Origin of the sequence: Vibrio sp. 1F263 (assembly GCF_041439035.1) — a bacterium.
In the GTDB taxonomy this organism is placed as follows: domain Bacteria; phylum Pseudomonadota; class Gammaproteobacteria; order Enterobacterales; family Vibrionaceae; genus Vibrio; species Vibrio tasmaniensis_A.
This window is the reverse complement of sequence record NZ_JBGONI010000028.1, coordinates 32,607-52,244: the sequence shown is the minus strand read 5'-3', so window position 1 is coordinate 52,244 and position 19,638 is coordinate 32,607. Positions and strand designations below refer to the sequence as shown.

Here is a 19,638-nt window from a genome sequence, read left to right as displayed (position 1 = left end):
ATAACTTGCCTTTTCCTGCTGACCAGAAGATCTACAATTTTGCTAGTTTATTGAGTGTAAAGTGACCATGTTTCAGCAAGATATGACGCTGAGGTGCAATTTCTCATCAATAGATTGGCTACAAGGGTCACAAGATGGTAAAAGGAGAGGGAAAGTGATGCCTCCGTAGGTAAATTTGTGTTATATTTTTCGGTCTTATACGTATTCAAAAATACGATCTGACTATAGAGGGAAAATGGCTCTATGAGCGATCTAGCGAAAGAGATCACGCCCGTAAATATTGAAGATGAGCTTAGAGGTTCATACCTAGACTACGCGATGTCCGTCATCGTTGGTCGTGCCCTTCCAGATGTGCGTGATGGCCTAAAACCAGTACACCGCCGCGTTTTGTTCGCGATGAATGTATTAGGTAATGATTGGAACAAAGCATATAAAAAGTCTGCTCGTGTAGTAGGCGATGTAATCGGTAAATATCACCCACACGGTGATAGTGCGGTATACGAGTCAATTGTTCGTATGGCTCAGCCGTTTTCACTACGCTATATGTTAGTCGATGGCCAAGGTAACTTTGGTTCGGTTGACGGCGATTCAGCTGCGGCAATGCGTTATACCGAAGTTCGTATGTCAAAAATAGCTGGTGAGCTATTAACGGATCTTGATAAAGATACGGTTGACTTCGTTCCTAACTATGATGGAACCGAGCAAATACCAGCAGTTTTACCAACAAAAATACCAAACCTATTGGTTAACGGTGCTTCTGGTATCGCAGTAGGTATGGCTACCAACATCCCGCCGCATAACCTTGGCGAAGTTGTTGATGGCTGTTTAGCATTTATCAATAATGAAGACATCACTATTGATGAGCTAATGGACTACATCCCGGGTCCAGACTTCCCGACAGCAGCATTAATCAGTGGCCGTAAGGGCATTGTCGATGCATATAAGACTGGCCGAGGCAAAGTCTACATGCGCTCGAGAGCTGAAATTGAAACGGAAAAGAACGGTAAAGAAACTATTATCGTTACTGAAATTCCGTATCAAGTGAACAAAGCTCGTCTGATCGAGAAGATTGCAGAACTTGTAAAAGACAAGAAAGTTGAAGGCATCAGTGCACTGCGTGACGAATCTGATAAAGATGGTATGCGTATTGTTATTGAATGTAAGCGTGATGCTGTCGGTGAAGTTGTACTAAACAACCTTTACTCACAAACTCAACTGCAAACAACTTTCGGCATCAACATGGTTGCTCTGAACAACGGCCAACCACAACTTTTCAACATTAAAGATATGTTGAAGTGTTTTGTTGATCACCGTCGTGAAGTTGTGACACGTCGTACTATCTTCGAATTGAAGAAAGCGCGCGACCGTGCACATATCTTGGAAGCTCTATCTTTAGCGCTTGCAAACATTGATGAAATCATTGAACTGATCAAGAACGCACCAACACCAGCAGAAGCTAAAGTTGGTCTAGTATCTCGTGGTTGGGATCTTGGTAACGTTGCATCAATGCTTGAACGTGCTGGTACTGATGCAGCCCGTCCAGATTGGCTTGAAGACCAATACGGTATCCGTGATGGTCAATACTTCCTAACGGAAACTCAAGCGCAAGCTATTCTAGAACTTCGTCTTCACCGCCTAACTGGCCTTGAGCACGAGAAGATTCTAGACGAATACAAAGCACTTCTAGAAGAGATCGCTGAGCTAATGCATATCCTTGCAAGCACTGAGCGTTTGATGGAAGTTATCCGTGAAGAACTTGAAGCGGTACGTGATATCTATGGCGACGAACGTCGTACAGAAATCACAGCAGCGGTTCATGACATCGACATGGAAGAGCTAATCGCTCAAGAAGACGTTGTAGTAACGCTTTCTAACGCAGGTTACGTTAAGTACCAAATCCTAAGCGACTACGAAGCTCAGCGTCGTGGTGGTAAAGGTAAGAGTGCAACTAAGATGAAAGATGAGGATTACATTGAGCGTCTGCTTGTTGCTAATACTCACGATAACATCTTATGTTTCTCTACTCGTGGTAAAACGTACCGCTTGAAAGTTTACCAACTGCCTCAAGCAAGCCGCACGGCTCGTGGTAAGCCTATCGTTAACATTCTTCCTCTAGAAGAAGGTGAGCGTATTACGGCTATCCTGCCTGTTTCTGAGTTCTCTAACGAGAAATTCATCTTCATGGCAACAGGCGACGGTACCGTTAAGAAGACATCACTGGATCAATTCGCAAACGTACGTGCTAACGGCCTAATCGCAGTTAACTTACGTGACGATGATTCACTGATTGGCGTTGATATTACTGACGGTAATAGCGACATCATGCTGTTCTCGAAGTCGGGCAAAGTTGTTCGCTTTAACGAGGACAAAGTACGTCCAATGGGTCGTACTGCCTCTGGTGTTCGTGGTATGAAGCTTCCAGAAGACGATCAAGTGGTTTCACTGATTGTTCCTTCAAACGAAGGCGATATCCTAACTGTGACTCAAAACGGTTACGGTAAGCGTACTGAGCTGGCTGAATACCCAACGAAAGGCCGTGCAACGCAAGGTGTAGTATCTATCAAAGTCTCTGATCGTAATGGCCCAGTAGTTGGTGCTGTTCAGGTTGAAGAAGGCGATGAAATGATGATGATCACCGACGCAGGTACACTAGTACGTACTCGCGTAGCGGAAGTAAGCCAAGTTGGTCGTAACACTCAAGGTGTGACACTGATTCGTACTGCTGAAGACGAGAATGTTGTAGGTCTACAACGTATCGACGAAGTAGAAGAAGCTGAGATTGTTGAAGGCGAAGAAACTGAAGAAGCAAATGCTGACGCAGTAAACGCAGTAAACGCAGTAAACGCAGAAACAGTTAATGCAGAAGGAACGGTTGTTTCTGAATCAAGTGAAGAGCAAGCATCAGATGCTTCTGACTCTGAAAGTGATAGCGAGCAAGACACTGAGTAATCTCGATTACGTTAAGTAATTAAGCTTACCATTGAAAAAACCGAGCCTAAGTGCTCGGTTTTTTATTGCCTGTCATTTCACTTCTCTTCTCTTTTCATTTGGCTTATGGCTTATGGCTTATGGCTTATGGCTTAGGTCTGAGCACCAATCTTACCCCGTCGCTTTTATGCGAAAGTTTGATCACTAAATCTCGAACGCTAAACTTTGATCAATAACGAGGCACGGCGAAAACGATAGAGTAGGAGATAGAGCTAAATAAAAGGGATGTGGAATGGATATCTGGTTGTTGGTTGCGTTACTACTGATGAGTCTGTTTTTGATTGTGATCGTTATTGCCGCGAACAACAATGGCAGTCATCTAAAAGGCAATGTGATGATTTCACTTACTGCTGTGGCTTTGAGTGTGCTTGTCTGGTCTCAACTTAAACAAGAGTTACCTCAACTGCCTTTGGATGATAATAATAACTACACGGCAACAGATTTCGAAGATGAACTTCAGAAAAGCCTTGAGCAAGACCCGAATCAATCCGATTTGTGGTTTAAGCTTGGTGGTGTGTACATGCAGAGAGGGGAGTTTGATGCTGCGTTTACCTGTTACGACTACGCGATTCGCTTAGATCCTCAAGCGCCTTCTGGCCTCTATGCTGCCAAAGCAACGGCACTTTATTATCTTAGCTCTCAAGCGATGAGTGATGATGTTAATGCGTTGCTGGAGCACTCCATGCAGCTTGATCCCAATGATCGTACGGCATTGATGCTGATTGCGACCGATCACTTCATTAGTATGCGCTATCAACAAGCGATTGATGCGTGGACTCAAATCTTAGATTCCAATCAAAAGGGCATTGATCGTGTCTCTATTATTCATTCGATCAACCAAGCCAAACAGATGATCCGCTAAGCTTGGCTAATTGCTAAAGAGGCGATCTTACTTAAGTCTCTCATTTCGAAGACTATTGGTTTTCCTGCATTTCGATTAAGCCACCAGCATTGTGGATTTGAGTAAACCCTTGAGCACGCAAGAATTGATAAGCTTGCCCTGAACGATTGCCACTACGGCAGTACAACACGATGGGTTGGTCTTTATCTATCTTAGCAAAGTGAGTAGCCACTTCAGAAAGAGGGTAGTTGATGGCGTTGTCTAGATGCCCTTGTTCGAACTCTGCAGGTGTTCTGACATCAACCACTAATGCACCTTTCTCTATTAATTCCCACCCTGTCTCAGCACGCTCAGATGCGTGAACGCTTGAACTGAGTAGTGCAATACATAATGCCGAAAGCGAAAGTAAGATTTTCATTGTTTATTCCTTGAATTGGCGAGTGGATCGGGGATTCGATATTGATCTGTATTCCCCTAAAACCTAAAAAAACCAGCCACACAACAATAGTGTGACTGGTTTTTACTTAATGGTCTAATGGAAGAAACTAGTATTCGTAGTTGGCTTCACGCTTTTCAGCTTGCTCTTCCCATTTAGGAACAACCGTGTCTAAGAAGTGCTGTTTCTCTGCGTTCATCTTATCCATGTCCATTCCAAGCGCTTTTTGAGCCGCTTCTTTTGTCGAGATATCTGGAATCTCGATTGGATCGGTGATGCCTTTCTTCGCCAGTAGACGAACAATCTTGGTACGAGCATCCGCGGCGCGGTCAACGGCAGTACCAAGCACTTCTAGAGCGATCTCAGGTGCGTGCATGTGAATACCGTGAGACGCGATAGCGTAGTCCCAACGCCATTGAGCGTGACGGATATCCAGTAAGATAGGTTCCATCTCTTGCTCTGTCGCACCCGCTTCCCATGCTGCGCCTGCTTCAAAGTGAGCAGCAACGATTTGTTTCTCAGCTGTCAGCTTCATGTTCAGTACTTGCGCTTTACGGCTTGAAACGATGTTACGCATGGTTTCTTTCGATTGAGTGTGACAGTTTGCACACGTATCTTCGAAGCGGTCGAATGGGTTACCCACTTTATGGTCGGTATAAACGGTGCCATCTTCTTTGGTCACTTTTGGCATATGACAGTCAGCACAAACGACTTTGTTCTTACCGTGGATGCCTTCGCGCCATGTTTCGAAGCCAGGGTGCTGTGCTTTCAGCATGGGTGCTTTCGATACTTTATGCGTCCAATCTTTAAAGTTGATTGCATCATAGTAACGTTCCATGTCGCCAACGGTTGTACCTTGGTCCCAAGGGAATTTCACACCTTTGGTTGGCCCTGTGAAGTAGTATTCCACGTGGCACTGAGCACAAACAGAAGCTTGTTGGTCTAAACGACTTTGTTCATCAAACTTTTTACCAATCGTTTCAAATGCACGCTCAACGTAAGGACGAGTCACCTTCAGTGCTGGCTCACCATTCTTAAAGCCTTCGCTTTGGGTGTCGTGACAGTCTGAACAGCCAATAGGGTTAATGATCTCGTTGCCAAGACGCGCCCATTTACCTTCAAAATAACCATCTTCACCACGCTCTTCGATAACACGAGCTACGTCTGGGCTCTTACAGCTCCAACACGCCATTGGCATTGGGCCAGAGCTTTCGTCTGTTGGGCCGCCTGTACGAAGCGTTTGTCGTACATCGTCAATCGCATAAAAGTGACCGCGTGCCTTGTTGTAATCTTTTGCGAAGCCGTAGCCAGCCCACATGATAACCATGTTGGGATCTTCTTTTAGTGCATCTTCAATAACTTCGCTTTCTGAAGTCTGTCTCCATGAATGATATTGATCTGGGTGGTTTTGCTCGAACTGGTCGTTACGAGGGTCGCCAATTTCTTTTTGTTCAGACGCAGCAAAACTGGTCGCGCTTGCTAGTGATGCGCTAACCATTAATAGTGCTGTGACCGAATTACGTATCCAATGCTTTTTCACAGTGATATCTCCAATATACTGATTCTTATACCAAGCGTTGTGAGTTTGCTATTCAAATTAAGAACTGGAGAATTCCTGTTTATATTAATTCATAAACAAACACATTTTGTTACGTGTTGGATATAGCTTGTCTTAGATCAATTAACGGTAGTGACTTCAATCACGTTGAAGTTTATATACCCCTAAAGGGGTATTGGTGGTTAGTGGTATTAAAATTTAATTGAGAATTATTATCATATATAACAATCAATTACCTAAATTGACCACTATATAAATAGGGTGATTGTGTTCACATATTAACCCATTCAAATTTCGCATTACCTAATTAGAGGTATATTCTGATTATAGAAAGCGTTGTGGCTTATCCAAAATAAGAATTGATATCATTTAAGCGGTAATAATATCGTTTAAGGGTACTTTTGTTTAACCGGAATATTATTTAGTTGAGAGTTAAATAATGCCGGTATAAGGAAAGGATAAAATGGGCAATATTAAATTGGCCATAGTCATAATGCTTAAATCCCTTCTAGCATTCTGCCTCTATGGTTATTCCATTCATGCTGTTGCTGAGCCTGCTGTTACGCCAGTAGGAGAATCAACAAGACATGAAGTCGAATTAATCCGCGACAAAGACTACAAGTGTGTTCAATGCCATAAAGATTCAAAAGAAACGGTATTGGGTTCACATGGTGAAAGTGCACACGCTTTACTTGGCCGTGAAGTAAATTGTACCGATTGTCATAGTTCAATTAGCCCCGATCACCGAGAAGGTGCACCTGAAGTGGTGAAGTATCGCGCGGCTCAATCACAACCAGGAACCGAAAAGGTTTTCCTCGATCCTAGCTTAATTTTAGATGCCAATAGCCAATGTATCGATTGTCACAAACCTGATGATCTGCGTGAAGCTAGCTGGACTCACGATGTTCACGCGCAAAACTTAACGTGTTCAAACTGCCATGATGTTCATGCGACTGAAGCAAAGGTGTTGGGCTTAGATAAAAAGCAAACCATTAAGCTGTGTGTGGATTGCCATTCAGACTTCAACCAGAAGAAAGAAGGGGAGTAATCTATGAGCTGCTCAAGAAGAAACTTTTTAGCAGGCGCTGGTGCCGTTATTTTTACCACGGGTGTAGCAGGAACCGCTGCGGTGACAAGTCGTAAAACGCTAGCTAATGTTCAAGAAGATGGTGCTAAACGTTATGGAATGATTCATGACGAAACCGCGTGTATTGGTTGTACTGCTTGTACAGAAGCATGTCGTGAAGTGAATAAAGTACCTGAAGGCGTGTCGCGCTTAGAAATTATTAAGAGCGAACCCCAAGGCGAATATCCCAATGTTGATTACCGTTTTACTCGTAACTCTTGCCAACATTGTGATAACGCGCCGTGTGTCATGGTTTGCCCAACAGGTGCTGCCTACAAAGATGAAAAAACGGGCATTGTTGATGTCCACAAAGAGAAGTGTGTCGGTTGTGGTTACTGTTTGTTAGCGTGTCCATATCAAGTGCGCTTTTTCCATCCAGAGAACAAGTCAGCCGATAAATGTAACTTCTGTCGTGATACCAATCTAGCACAAGGGAAGTTGCCTGCTTGTGTCGAATCTTGCCCAACCAAAGCGCTGACATTCGGCGATTTAAATGACCCTAAGAGTGAGATAAACCAAGTACTTCAATCCGAGGTGGTTTACAGAGATAAAGCCTATCTAGGCACTCAACCAAAACTCTATAAAGTGCCACACCAAAAAGGGGAGATTTGATTATGAGTGCATGGGACGCAGCTTTTCAGTCTGGTACCGTGGTATGGGACTGGATTATAGCAATCTATCTATTTCTCGCGGGGATGTCGGCGGGTGCCGTAATGATCTCCATTTATCTCAAGCGTAAGGTTATTGAAGGCGATCCTGCTCATAATGGTGTGTTAAAGGCGACAGCTTTTCTTGCGCCATTTGGGATCATTTCAGGTCTGCTGATCTTGGTTTTCCACCTGACAAAACCACTGTCATTTTGGAAGATCATGATCTTCTATAATCCAACGTCTGTGATGTCGATGGGTGTGATCTTATTCCAAGTGTATATGGTGATCTTGTTCCTTTGGATCGGCATTATATTTAGAGATCAAATTGTCGTGTTCTTGAGTGACCAAACATGGTTAAAAGGACGACTCGACTTTGTCGGGAACTGGATTGGCAAATTAGAAGTGTTTGAGAATGCTCTGGAAATATTCCTAGCTGTTCTTGCTTTGATGCTTGCCGCTTATACCGGATTCTTGCTGTCAGCTTTAAATACCTTCCCACTATTGAATAACCCAGTACTGCCGATTTTGTTCTTGTTCTCGAGTTTATCTTCGGGTGCGGCGGCGTGTATTTTATTTGGTGTGTTGGTCTTTAAAGAGTCACCTCATAGCCCGAGTATTTCATGGATCCACGGTTTTGAACGCCCGGTTGTGATGTTTGAGTTGTTTGTTCTTATTACTTTCTTTACTGGGCTGATCTTCGCTGGCGGTCAAAGTGAACAAGCAGTATGGAACGCAATTGGCAGTGGTTTCTGGGCGAGTTGGTTCTGGTATGGCGTCATCGGTGTTGGTATGGTTTTACCGTTGTTGTTGAATGCCGTCACACCAACATCAATCCGCCATAGCTCGGTGTATATTTTCTCCGTGACTTCGCTAAGCCTAATGGGCGTATTAATGCTGCGAACTTTTGTCCTTTATGCAGGGCAGTTAACGATAGCTTAATTTCGCGCAAGTTTATTAGTGAGCAGATGTTGGATACTAGACATCTGCTTATTAATGAACATGCTTTTAGTAAACATGAGATGCGTGTTCAGATCGGCTCTGCTCTAGCGGAGCCTTATTGAGGTGATATGGTCGGTTCTTTGGGGCTGTTTAGTTTAGTGTTGGTTGCTGTACTCAGTAGCATTATTGGTGTGCATTCGTTTTATCAAATGCTAAACAAACGGACGCAAAATATAGGTTTAGTCCGCAGTTTCTCTCTTTCAAGTGCATTGTTTTCTGTCACTTCTGTCGCATTGCTTGGCTATGCCTTTGTCAGTGATGACTTCTCTATCCTCTATGTCGCTGAACATTCAAATACTCAATTACCCTCATTTTTTAAGCTAGCAGCCGTATGGGCGGGCCATGAAGGTTCTTTGTTATTTTGGGTACTGACGATCAGCGTCTGGTCTGGCGTGATTGCCTTACAAAAACACTATTCGAATGAATACCAAAGCCGTGTGTTGTGGGTAATGAATCTACTGCTCGCGATATTTGCTTGGTTCACCTTATTTTCATCAAACCCATTTGAAATGAATTCGATCTTGCCGCTAGAAGGGCGTGACCTTAACCCAATGTTACAAGATGTCGGCCTGATCTTTCACCCTCCATTGCTTTACCTTGGCTATGTAGGCTTTTCTGTGGTGCTGGCATTTGCAGTTGCCGCTTTGCTGGTTGACCCTATTGAGTTTGATTGGGTTGCTCATTGTCGCAGTTGGTGTCTAGTCGCTTGGATCTTTTTAACTGCAGGGATCATTCTTGGCTCTTGGTGGGCGTATTACGAATTAGGCTGGGGCGGCTGGTGGTTCTGGGACCCTGTTGAAAATGCCAGTTTGTTACCGTGGCTCACTTCGACAGCCTTGCTGCATTGTTTAGGTGTTGCCAAGGGTAAACAACAGCTTCTGAAGTGGTCTCTAAGTCTTGCTTTCATTACATTTTGTTTGAGTATCTTAGGCACCTTTATTGTTCGTTCTGGTGTACTCACATCGGTACACGCTTTCGCTGTCGACCCGACCAAAGGTATCGCACTGCTACTTATATTGATGTTGGTGCTAGTGAGCTCTTTCTCTCTTCTTATCATTAGAGGGGAGTCTTTTGAATCTAACCCGATTACTAGCTTCGCCAGTAAGAGTTTTTTAAGTCTGGTCGCGGTGCTCATTTTTGTATTAGCGACCGCTGTTGTGGTGTTTGGTACATTTTATCCAATGGTCTTTGAGCTGCTTGGGCTGGGTAACATATCGGTCGGTGCGCCATACTTTAATCTGTTGATTGCGCCTTTGGCTTTGCTCGCACTTGGCGTGGTTGGCTTAGCCCCATTGTTGAGTGTTAAACCTCAAGCAACCAAAGGTGTTATTTCATTGTTAGCTTTGGTGTCGTTGGCATTGGGTTACGTTTGTTATTCATGGCAAGTGGAACAAGTCCAACGACAAGTGATGGCTCTGATGACATGGTCACTCGCATTTTGGGTTTTACTCACTCATGTTTATGGCCTAGCGGTAACGGGCAGTTCCAAGTTCCAACAAAAAGTCTGGGTGATGACCTTTGCCCATGTCGGTGTCGCGGTCTTAGCTGTAGGTGCTGCAATGAACAGTTACCACTCGTTTGAGCGCAGCTATAAATTAAGCCCAGATGAACAGGTGGAGTTTATGGACTGGACGCTTGCTCATGAAGATACAGAGCTTTATGTCACCTCAAACTTTACCGCTGAAAAGGCGATACTTAAGCTAGATACTGGCGAGCAAAGTTTTTCTATTTCGCCGGAAAGAAGACATTACCAAGTTCGAGTGATGAACATGAGCGAGCCCGCAATGAAATGGTTCTGGCATGGCGATGTGTATATAACCATGGGTGAGAAAGTTGACGCTACCGCTTATGCATTTCGAGTTCAGTACAAAGCGTATGCTCGTTGGATATGGTTTGGTGGGTTGTTCTCAATTCTAGGTGCTGTGCTTTCACTGACCAATCGTAAAAAGAAAACCGTTAAGGCTGCACAGTATGCATACCAGCGTTCGTAATAAACTCATTGCTCTATTTTCAGTGGCTGTTGCTTTGGTCGTTGCATTTTCATATGCGCTCGACAATAAGCAACAAACGACCAGCGTTTCAGAGCAAAAAAGGGCTTTCCCTGAATTTACGGCAGAAAAACTCGTTACTGATGAGTCATTCGATTCTGAAGCATTAAGCTCTGAAATATTAAGTTCTGAAACGGCTAAGCTTACGCTTTCTGATATTACTCAACATCCTTACCAACTGGTCAATGTATGGGCTTCATGGTGCGGAATATGTAAAACCGAGCACGCTTTTTTACTCGAACTGCAGAAGAAAGGCATTCCAATTGTGGGTCTCAATTATCGAGATAACCCTGGGGCAGCGCTCAATGTATTGTCCAACGATGGCAACCCGTACGCAACTGTGATCAGTGATCCTCAAGGGAAGTTGGCTTTAGAGCTGGGCGTAATCGGTACTCCTGAGACGTATTTAGTCGATGCTGAAGGCCAAATCGTGAAGAAGTTGCTAGGTGTGATTAATGAATCGGTTTGGCGTAAAGAACTCGCTCACTATTTTAAAGGTACAAATGGATGATGAAGTTCCTACTCAACATAGTGCTCATACTTAGCGCTGCTATTGTCGTCAACTTCCCTGTATTAGCTGAGGATTTGTTTACGGCGAGTGATAAAGATACAAGCATTCAGGTAGAGTTATTTGAGTTTGAAAGCCCTAATCAACAACAGCGTGCTATTAGTTTGGCAAAATCGCTGCGCTGTCCACAATGTCAGAATCAAAATTTGATTGAGTCGAACTCTCCCATAGCAAAAGATTTACGCCTTGTTGTATTCAATATGGTGAAAGCAGGGAAGAGTAACAATGAAATCACTCAGTACATGACAGAAAGGTTTGGTGAATTTGTGCTTTATAAGCCAGCAATGAGTGTTTCAAACATATTACTTTGGTTGTTACCGAGCCTATTATTTCTTTTGTTTGTATATTTATCAGTAGCGAGTGTTAGGAATGACTCATAAAAATTGTGTATTACTGTTTACCAATTGAGCTGTATTTTGTAATATTAACGGATTATAAAGGCTAAGCACTGTTATATAAGGATGTGTTTGTGGATAACGTAATCTCAAATTTAAAAAAAGAGTTCTATACTCATGTCCGTTCTGATAAATGGGCAGAAAAATACAGTGCAAAGTCGAGCATCTCTACACTGACACAAGAAGAGTTAAGTGAATTAGAGAATGCTTGGGTGCAGCTTGTTATCTGGAAGCAAACTCAACTAAGCTGATCGTTCCGCAAAAAGTGTAGCCTTAGCCGCAATTGATTGATTTATAACCCCATGTTGGTCATCCCAACGTGGGGTTTTTTGTTACCCAGAAAATTAATTGTTATAATATAACAATTTGTACGTGGTCGACCTTGAAAAAAATTGTTAACAGCCTCATAGTGTCTATCATTAGATAGTTAGCTACAAAATATTGCCTAGACATATAGTGTAGTGTTGTTAAATACATCGAATTTTCAAGTGAGTATAGCTATGGCGGAAGTGCGTGCCAGAATAGATTTCAAAGTAGGGGTAACAAGCAGTATTGATGCTGAACTTCTGTCTTTTCATGGATTGAAAACAGATAAAGAGCATGTTGCTGTGATATTTAAATCAGCGGATAAGACACAAGACATACCTCTTGTTCGTATGCACTCTGAGTGCCTGACTGGTGATGTTTTTCATTCTTCTCGCTGTGACTGTGGTGAGCAGTTAGATGAAACCATCAGAATTATGGGTGAGACGGGGGGAGTGATTCTTTACTTACGCCAAGAAGGTCGTGGTATTGGTTTGTATAACAAAATCGATGCGTACCGTCTGCAAAGCGAAGGCATGAACACCTATGAAGCGAATAACCACCTAGGTTTTGGTGATGATTTACGCGACTTTACCGAAGCGGCAGAAATGCTTCGCGCTTTAGGAACCACAAAAATTCGTTTGGTTACTAACAACCCTAAGAAAATCAATGAGCTGAAATCTTTCGGTATTGAGATTGAAGAAGTGGTGAATACTTCTGCACATATCAAGTCGGGAAATGAGAGTTACCTGAAGGCGAAAGTCTCACACGGTAAGCATAATCTGGATATTTGATAAGCTTCCTTTTATTGCTATAGCACAAAAGTATTTAAAGACCTCACAAATGTGAGGTTTTTTTGTATTTATCTTGCAATAAAATTGTAAGTTTGTATTATTCAAATCTGTAGTGTAAATGATAATGGTTTGCACTATTACTACGAATAATAATTCAAAGCTCAACAAGGATGCTTCATGACCATTAAATCTTTAGTGACAAAAGCCGTAACTTCGTCACTCATTTTTGCCTCTGCTTCTTCTTTTGCAGCAGTAACTCAAGATCAAGTTGTAGAACATTACGCCGATATTGCTCATGCAGTGTTTGCAGATTCAGTAATTACAGCAAAAGCGTTGAACTCTTCTATTGATACCTTCTTAGCTTCTCCTTCTGCTGGCAATTTCGAACAAGTAAAGCAAGCTTGGCTAGACTCTCGTGTACCTTACCAACAGTCTGAAGTCTTTCGCTTTGGTAACGTTGTTGTAGATGATTGGGAAGGCCAATTAAATGCATGGCCGCTAGATGAAGGCCTTATCGATTACGTTTCGACTGATTACCAATATGAACTTGGTAACGAAGGCGCTAGCGCAAACATCGTTGCAAATAAGACTTTCCAAATTGGTCAGACAACAGTAGACGCAACTAACATTACTCCAGAGCTAATTGCAGACCTGAACGAGATCGGTGGTTCTGAAGCGAACGTAGCGTCTGGCTACCACGCGATTGAATTCCTACTTTGGGGCCAAGATTTAAACGGTACTAACAGCGGTGCAGGTGAGCGTGCTTACACTGATTTCGTTGTTGGTGCTGAGTGTACTAATGGTAACTGTGACCGTCGTGGCGCATACCTAAAAGCATCAGCTGAACTACTTATCCAAGACTTAGAGTGGATGGAAAAGCAGTGGGCTGAAGGCGAAAAAGGCAACTACCGTCAAGAGCTTCTTTCTGAATCTAGCGAGAACGGTCTACGTAAAATGCTATTTGGTATGGGCTCACTATCTCTAGGTGAACTAGCGGGTGAGCGTATGAAAGTTGCACTAGAAGCAAACTCTACTGAAGACGAGCATGATTGTTTCTCTGATAACACGCATAACTCTCACTACTACAACGAGCAAGGTATCTACAACGTATACACTGGCTTGTACAAGCGTGAAGATGGTTCTCTACTTTCAGGTCCTAGCCTGTTTGACCTCGTTGAGCAAAAAGACGAGCAAGCGGCGAAAGAGATCCAAAAGCAGTTTGACCTAGCACGTGCGCAAGTTGGTCAACTTGTTGTGTCAGCAGAGAAAAATAACCAGCACTTCGATCAGCTAATTGCTGCTGACAATGCTGCGGGTAACGCATTAGTAAACAAAACTATTGTTGCGCTAGTGTCTCAAACCGCTGCAATCGAGCGTGCTGCTGGTGTTATTGGCATTGATAGCCTAAACCCAGACACAGCGGATCACGAGTTTTAAGAACCCGAGTCCAAAACTATTGTAAGGGCTCTTATTGAGCCCTTAATTGTTTGTTATTCAAAAAAGTTACTCCCTAATAAAAACTAAAATCAAAAACACAGCAAGGCAATGTATGAAGTCGTATCTCTCAGCCTCACTATTAACCGCACTGTTTTTCTTATCTCCATTGCACGCCCATGAAACCTACTCTGGAGGCAAAACCACAGTAAAGAAAGAGGGCGCGAACGCTTTTTCTCTTCCTGCAGCCAACCTTCCAATGAGCAAACGTTTGGATTTCAGCGTAGGTAACAGCTTCTTTAGAAACCCTTGGGTTCCTGCGCCGTCATCAACCGATGCGCGTGATGGATTAGGTCCATTGTTCAATACCAACGGTTGTCAAAACTGTCACATCAAAGATGGTCGTGGTCATGCGCCTGAAAAAGATGACCAGAACGCGGTTTCATTGTTGGTCCGCTTAAGTATCCCTGCTGAAACGCCAGAGCAGAGACAAGCCTTCATTCGTGATGGTGGTATTCCTGAACCAACTTACGGCGGCCAGTTACAAGATTTCGCGCTTCAAGGTGTAAAACCCGAGGGCAAAGTGAACATCAGCTACACCGATGTTCCTGTTGAATTCAAAGACGGTACAGTCGTTACTTTGCGTAAACCAATTTTAAAGATTACTGATCTTGCCTTTGGCGAGATGCATCCTAAAACTGAGTTTTCAGCTCGTGTTGCGCCGCCAATGATTGGCCTTGGTTTACTTGAAAGCATCCCGCAAGAAACGATTCTCGGATTTGCTAAACAGCAGTTGGCCGACAAGCAAGGTGTTTCAGGCAAAGCGAACTACGTTCTTGATGTTCAAACTAACGAAATGGCGTTGGGTCGATTCGGTTGGAAAGCTGGCCAGCCAAACCTAATGCAGCAAAATGCGGCGGCGTTTAACGGTGATTTGGGCTTAACGAGTCGCTTATTCCCGAATGAAAACTGCACATCAGCACAATCAACCTGTGATGATTTTCCGAATGGAGGCGAGCCAGAAGTCAGCGACAATATTCTAGATTTTGTTGAGTTCTATTCGCAGCATCTAGCGGTCCCTATTCGTCGTAACGTAGACAACCCAGCCGTCGTGCAAGGCAAAAAACTATTTAAAGACGTTGGTTGTCAGAGTTGCCACCAAGCTGAAATTCGCACAGCAGAGCGTGAAGGGTTACCTGCGTTGTCTAAGCAATTAATCAGTCCGTATACCGATATGTTGTTGCACGATATGGGGGAAGGCTTAGCCGACAATCGCCCTGAATATCTTGCCAACGGCCAAGAGTGGCGCACGACGCCATTATGGGGATTAGGCTATACCAAAGAAGTGAATGGTCATACGTTCCTGCTTCATGATGGTCGAGCAAGAAATGTGATGGAAGCGGTACTTTGGCATGGCGGTGAAGCAGAAATGGCGAAACAAAACGTTTTAGCTCTTAGTAGCAGCGAACGTGAAGCGCTATTGGCGTTCTTAAACTCGTTATAGGCTGAGTTGAATTCAGTTTAGTTGACGGCTAGTGACTTAAGAAAGCCGCTATCAAACCACTTAGCACCGCTGAATTTGTAGGATTACGAGGTCAGCGGTCGTTTGGTATTTAATGAACTCATATAATTAAAAGAAAAATTAGGAAGTAAGGTAACAGCATGACGCATAAATTTTTGTTAATGCCTTTGTCGGTATTAATCATGGCAGGCTGCCAATCATCGGGTGAACAAGCTGCTTCATCTGAGGTTAATGGTGTGTCTTATCAATCAGATACGACCGATCACATCAGTCGCAGTGTGTATCAACAAGAGTTTGATTCAGCCGTCCTATTCGCCAAGCAAGCCAACGAGCTAGAAGTCTTGATGCAGGGTTACTGCCAAACTAATGATGTTGAGTTAGATGCTTTGAAAAATCAGTGGCAGCTCACTATGAACAGTTGGATGGCACTGCAAGGACAAGAAAGAGGCCCAACAGCGGCACTTGAAGAGAGCTGGAATATTCAATTTTGGCCAGATAAGAAGAACACCACCGGTCTTAAAATGCGTCAATTGACTCAGCAGGATAAAGCATGGTCTCAAGACGAAATCGCGCAGCAGAGTGTTACCGTTCAAGGGCTAGGCGCGTTGGAATGGTCGCTTTATGACGAGCAATCGCCACTGCTTCAAGACAAAGCACTAGGCTGCCAATCATCACAAGCGATTACTGAAAACTTAGCGATTAAGTCATCTTCGATTGCACAGGCATGGCAGGTTAACCCTTGGCTAGCGTTAGACGAGACTCGTTGGGAGTCTGAATACATCGCTTTATTGACCAACCAACTTGATTACAGCATGAAAAAGCTGAGTCGTCCGATGGCTAAAATCGGTCATCCGCGTCCTTACTTCTCAGAATCATGGCGTGCACAAACTTCGATGACTCAACTAAAAGCGAATGTAGCAGCACTTCAGAATTTGTACCTAGCCGATGGCAATGGCCTAGACGGCTTGTTGAGAGAGAAGGGCTTAAATGACCTTGCTGACCGTGTTGCTGACCAGTTCACGCTAACGTTAGATACTTGGCCTACAGACTCAAGTTTGTTCGAGTTGCTGCAGAGCAAAGAGGGCTATCGAAATGTGCTGACTCAATACAACAAACTAGAACGTTTGAAGTACCTGATTCATGAAGAAGTGGCAATAGAGCTTGGCGTGGTAATAGGATTTAATGCTACCGATGGTGACTGATACTACACGAAGAACGCTACTCAAGGCTGCACTGGGTTGTGCAGCTGTACCTGTACTTCCGTTTGGCTGCGCTAGTCGCTCTGGCGCCGCAAGCACATCTAATGATCCTCAACTGATCGGCTGTGCGCTGAATGGTCGTGGCCAATATTCAGCGGTTGTGGCTGACGAATATGGTATGCCGCTGAGTCAGCTGCCGATCCCAGATCGTGGGCATGGCGTCGCGATTTGCCCAACATCATCACATGCGGTGGTTTTTGCTCGTCGTCCTGGTGACTATTTTATGGTGTTTGACTATAAAAATGGTCAGCAGATCAAGATGGTCGTGAAAGGTAACAATCGCCACTTCTATGGTCATGGCGTTTACTCATTAGATGGCAAGTTACTGTATGCCACGGAAGGGAAAACCGACAGCAGCCAAGGTGTGATTGGTGTTTACGATGTCTCACAAGGCTATCGTAAGGTCGAGGAGTTCACTGGCTTTGGTATTGGCCCTCATGAAGTGATCATCATGCCGGATGGAAATCTCGCGATCGGCGTTGGCGGCGTTCATACTGACGGTAGAACACCGAAAAACTTGAATTCAATGCAACCGAGTTTAAGTTATGTTTCACCTGAAGGTGCGCTGCTTGATCAGGTTGAATTGCTAGACAAGAAGCTGAGCATTCGACACTTAGCCCATGATGGTGCTGAAACCGTACTATGTGGCCAGCAATATCGTGGTGAACCAGATGAGTATCCTTCACTTTTGGTGATGCATACCAAAGGCGGGCAGTTTGAATCACTGAATGCAGAACCAGAGCAATGGGCAAGGTTCAATCACTATATCGCCAGTATTGCGGCGTCAGATGATTGGATTATTGCGACTTCGCCAAGAGGCAACTGTTATGGTATTTGGTCTAAAGAGACTAAAGAGTTAGTGGAACTCTCTGCGTTGTCTGATGCTTCTGGCGCAGTGCTGCTTGATGGTGAATTTCGACTCAGCTCTGGAGCGGGCAGTGTGGTGAGCCAACACAAGCCTTATGAGAAATCAACTCAGCAATCATCGGTCCAGTGGGATAACCACTGGAGTGCAATCTAGCTCATAAAACTCCTTAAAAAATAACATGCTTACTCCTATTTCTTTGCCATACTTATGAGATGATTGGTGATGGGGTTAAGCATGTTAGCAAAATACTTCTGTGGATTATTGGTGTTAGTCTCTGTGCATGCATGGAGCTATACGAGTTCTGACGAGAGCCGATTCATTCCGGCTGATTCAGAGCTCTCTTTTATGCTGATTTATCCAGAGCTCACCCAGAGTATTTATCAAGACTCTTCTCTTCCTATCCTTTGGGATTCACCGGAACTTGTTAAAGCTTTTGAATTCCAGTTGTCGCTTCTCGAACAAGCGCAAATGGCGCCTCTTTTCGATCGTCAGTTAAAACAAATCCGCCACTATCAAACTCGTGGGCAATGGCAAGAGTTGGACATCTTGTTAACCGACACCTTTATCTATTACCTAAGCTACGTTGAGAATGCGCCACTTGCCGGTAAAGAGTGGTATTTCTCGGGCAAGCTGCATTCCAAGTTGCCTGCGCCTTCTCCACATATCCTGATGAGATTGAAAAGCAGTGTCACCAACGATTACTTATTAGAAATGGTATTGTCCTATGCGCCGCCTGTTGGGGATTTTGACCAATTCAAGGCGACCTACTCCGTGCTAGAAACTGCGTCTGAACTCAATATAGAGCGATACAGACAGAAAGGGTTGAAACGCTTAGGTGATGAGCTTTCAGACAAAACTATTCTTATTGAGCGCATTGCTTTGGTTGGTGTTGATACCTCGATGATCGCGGTCGATTTCCCTGTATTTGACCAAGATCTGCAAACAGCGATTAAGTCTTTTCAGCGAATGCACGGCCTTACAGACGATGGGATCGTTGGGCCGGATACGATCAAATGGATCAACATGAGCTTTGATGAACGATTGACTTCGCTGGCTCTCAATGCCGAACGTGTTCGTTTGTGGCCACGAGACAGAGACTCTCTCATCGTCGTCAATGTCCCTAGTTTTGATATGAAGTATTGGGAAGATGGTGAAGAGGTCTTTGAGTCCAAAGTTGTCGTGGGCAGAAAGTCGCGAAAAACACCGCTTTTAGAGATAAACCTAGATTCGGTTATCTTAAATCCTACTTGGAACGTACCATGGAAAATCATGGTCAAAGACATCTTGCCTAAAGTAAAAGCGGACGAAAGCTACCTAGAGACACACAACTTCCAAGTGATTGATGGTTGGCGCACCATGGAAACCGTCGACACCACAGGTATCGATTGGCAGACCATCAATTTCAATTCGTTCCCATATCGAATGCGTCAACAGGCAGGCTCACGTAATGCACTAGGTTTGTACAAGTTCAACACACCCAACAAGCGAGCTATCTATCTGCACGATACGCCAAGTAAAGGCCTGTTTAATGATGATTTCCGTGCTTACAGTTCAGGTTGTATACGTGTCGAACATGCAGAGGAATTGGCTGAATTGTTGTTTGCCACCAAGGTAAGGAAAGTACCTAACCAAAGTAACGATCTTGCTCCTAATACTAAGGTTCGCCTCAAGAAGCGAATCCCCGTGCATATCATCTATCAAACCGTGCTGTTTGAAGAAGGGGGCATACAGTATCGTGGTGACATCTACCAATATGATAAAGAGGGTGGTTAACCATCATTGAAGCCAATAAGGGTGATCTTGACCAAAAAATGACAACCAAGCTTCTATTGATAAAATTATAATGTGG

The 19,638-nt window shown here is 43.9% G+C and carries 17 protein-coding genes; 15 read left to right on the top strand and 2 right to left on the bottom strand.

What is annotated here, in order from left to right:
- The first annotated feature begins 243 nt into the window (after positions 1–243).
- Both gyrA and ACED25_RS16610 read left to right on the top strand, forming a co-directional pair.
- Entirely contained in the window at positions 244–2,949 is a 2,706-nt protein-coding gene (gene gyrA, locus ACED25_RS16615) for a DNA topoisomerase (ATP-hydrolyzing) subunit A (protein WP_371695707.1), read from the top strand.
- Between the two features lie 271 nt (positions 2,950–3,220).
- Complete coding sequence (locus ACED25_RS16610; RefSeq protein WP_371695706.1) at positions 3,221–3,850, top strand: tetratricopeptide repeat protein; 630 nt, start codon at positions 3,221–3,223, stop codon at positions 3,848–3,850.
- Between the two features lie 52 nt (positions 3,851–3,902).
- On the opposite strand, the gene ACED25_RS16605 is transcribed toward ACED25_RS16610, so the two are convergent.
- On the bottom strand, positions 3,903–4,247 hold the full coding sequence (locus tag ACED25_RS16605) for a rhodanese-like domain-containing protein (protein WP_009848845.1): 345 nt from the start codon (positions 4,245–4,247) through the stop codon (positions 3,903–3,905).
- 127 nt (positions 4,248–4,374) lie between these two features.
- Positions 4,375–5,805 (bottom strand): ammonia-forming nitrite reductase cytochrome c552 subunit, encoded by a 1,431-nt coding sequence (gene nrfA / locus ACED25_RS16600; protein WP_017101428.1) that lies wholly within the window; start codon positions 5,803–5,805, stop codon positions 4,375–4,377.
- Positions 5,806–6,286: 481 nt separating this feature from the next.
- Here nrfA and nrfB point away from each other — a divergent pair, with 481 nt between their 5' ends.
- From nrfB to ACED25_RS16535, 13 genes are all read left to right on the top strand, one after another.
- Positions 6,287–6,871 (top strand): cytochrome c nitrite reductase pentaheme subunit, encoded by a 585-nt coding sequence (gene nrfB / locus ACED25_RS16595; RefSeq protein ID WP_009848843.1) that lies wholly within the window; start codon positions 6,287–6,289, stop codon positions 6,869–6,871.
- Positions 6,872–6,874: 3 nt separating this feature from the next.
- A complete protein-coding gene (gene nrfC, locus ACED25_RS16590; RefSeq protein WP_009848842.1) occupies positions 6,875–7,561 on the top strand; it encodes a cytochrome c nitrite reductase Fe-S protein in 687 nt (228 codons plus the stop codon).
- 2 nt (positions 7,562–7,563) lie between these two features.
- Complete coding sequence (gene nrfD, locus ACED25_RS16585; protein ID WP_102258305.1) at positions 7,564–8,538, top strand: cytochrome c nitrite reductase subunit NrfD; 975 nt, start codon at positions 7,564–7,566, stop codon at positions 8,536–8,538.
- Between the two features lie 128 nt (positions 8,539–8,666).
- A complete protein-coding gene (locus ACED25_RS16580) occupies positions 8,667–10,589 on the top strand; it encodes a heme lyase CcmF/NrfE family subunit (protein WP_371695705.1) in 1,923 nt (640 codons plus the stop codon).
- Positions 10,570–11,157 carry a DsbE family thiol:disulfide interchange protein gene (locus tag ACED25_RS16575; protein WP_371695704.1) on the top strand — a complete coding sequence of 196 codons (588 nt, stop codon included), beginning with the start codon at positions 10,570–10,572 and terminating at the stop codon, positions 11,155–11,157. The genes ACED25_RS16580 and ACED25_RS16575 overlap by 20 nt, the downstream gene beginning before the upstream one ends.
- Positions 11,154–11,594 (top strand): cytochrome c-type biogenesis protein, encoded by a 441-nt coding sequence (locus ACED25_RS16570; RefSeq protein WP_102258308.1) that lies wholly within the window; start codon positions 11,154–11,156, stop codon positions 11,592–11,594. The genes ACED25_RS16575 and ACED25_RS16570 overlap by 4 nt, the downstream gene beginning before the upstream one ends.
- A gap of 89 nt (positions 11,595–11,683) precedes the next feature.
- Complete coding sequence (locus ACED25_RS16565) at positions 11,684–11,860, top strand: hypothetical protein (RefSeq protein ID WP_009848837.1); 177 nt, start codon at positions 11,684–11,686, stop codon at positions 11,858–11,860.
- A 249-nt stretch (positions 11,861–12,109) separates the two neighbouring features.
- Positions 12,110–12,706, top strand: a complete 597-nt coding sequence (gene ribA / locus ACED25_RS16560; RefSeq protein WP_009848836.1) for a GTP cyclohydrolase II — start codon at positions 12,110–12,112, stop codon at positions 12,704–12,706.
- A 177-nt stretch (positions 12,707–12,883) separates the two neighbouring features.
- Positions 12,884–14,143: an imelysin family protein gene (locus tag ACED25_RS16555; RefSeq protein WP_009848835.1), complete on the top strand. Its 1,260-nt coding sequence runs from the start codon at positions 12,884–12,886 to the stop codon at positions 14,141–14,143.
- A 112-nt stretch (positions 14,144–14,255) separates the two neighbouring features.
- Positions 14,256–15,644, top strand: a complete 1,389-nt coding sequence (locus ACED25_RS16550) for a di-heme oxidoredictase family protein (RefSeq protein WP_102250193.1) — start codon at positions 14,256–14,258, stop codon at positions 15,642–15,644.
- A gap of 158 nt (positions 15,645–15,802) precedes the next feature.
- A complete protein-coding gene (locus ACED25_RS16545) occupies positions 15,803–16,864 on the top strand; it encodes an imelysin family protein (RefSeq protein ID WP_371695703.1) in 1,062 nt (353 codons plus the stop codon).
- Positions 16,854–17,942, top strand: a complete 1,089-nt coding sequence (locus ACED25_RS16540) for a DUF1513 domain-containing protein (RefSeq protein ID WP_009848832.1) — start codon at positions 16,854–16,856, stop codon at positions 17,940–17,942. Before ACED25_RS16545 ends, ACED25_RS16540 begins: the two co-directional genes overlap by 11 nt.
- Before the next feature lie 81 nt (positions 17,943–18,023).
- A complete protein-coding gene (locus ACED25_RS16535) occupies positions 18,024–19,562 on the top strand; it encodes a murein L,D-transpeptidase (RefSeq protein WP_371695702.1) in 1,539 nt (512 codons plus the stop codon).
- Positions 19,563–19,638: the final 76 nt, after the last annotated feature.

Coding starts and splice junctions, on each gene's coding strand:
- gyrA (WP_371695707.1), top strand. CDS start 244: ATGAGCGATCTAGCGAAAGAGATCACGCCCGTAAATATTGAAGATGAG.
- ACED25_RS16610 (WP_371695706.1), top strand. CDS start 3,221: ATGGATATCTGGTTGTTGGTTGCGTTACTACTGATGAGTCTGTTTTTG.
- ACED25_RS16605 (WP_009848845.1), bottom strand. CDS start 4,247: ATGAAAATCTTACTTTCGCTTTCGGCATTATGTATTGCACTACTCAGT.
- nrfB (WP_009848843.1), top strand. CDS start 6,287: ATGGGCAATATTAAATTGGCCATAGTCATAATGCTTAAATCCCTTCTA.
- nrfC (WP_009848842.1), top strand. CDS start 6,875: ATGAGCTGCTCAAGAAGAAACTTTTTAGCAGGCGCTGGTGCCGTTATT.
- nrfD (WP_102258305.1), top strand. CDS start 7,564: ATGAGTGCATGGGACGCAGCTTTTCAGTCTGGTACCGTGGTATGGGAC.
- ACED25_RS16580 (WP_371695705.1), top strand. CDS start 8,667: ATGGTCGGTTCTTTGGGGCTGTTTAGTTTAGTGTTGGTTGCTGTACTC.
- ACED25_RS16575 (WP_371695704.1), top strand. CDS start 10,570: ATGCATACCAGCGTTCGTAATAAACTCATTGCTCTATTTTCAGTGGCT.
- ACED25_RS16570 (WP_102258308.1), top strand. CDS start 11,154: ATGATGAAGTTCCTACTCAACATAGTGCTCATACTTAGCGCTGCTATT.
- ribA (WP_009848836.1), top strand. CDS start 12,110: ATGGCGGAAGTGCGTGCCAGAATAGATTTCAAAGTAGGGGTAACAAGC.
- ACED25_RS16555 (WP_009848835.1), top strand. CDS start 12,884: ATGACCATTAAATCTTTAGTGACAAAAGCCGTAACTTCGTCACTCATT.
- ACED25_RS16550 (WP_102250193.1), top strand. CDS start 14,256: ATGAAGTCGTATCTCTCAGCCTCACTATTAACCGCACTGTTTTTCTTA.
- ACED25_RS16545 (WP_371695703.1), top strand. CDS start 15,803: ATGACGCATAAATTTTTGTTAATGCCTTTGTCGGTATTAATCATGGCA.
- ACED25_RS16540 (WP_009848832.1), top strand. CDS start 16,854: ATGGTGACTGATACTACACGAAGAACGCTACTCAAGGCTGCACTGGGT.
- ACED25_RS16535 (WP_371695702.1), top strand. CDS start 18,024: ATGTTAGCAAAATACTTCTGTGGATTATTGGTGTTAGTCTCTGTGCAT.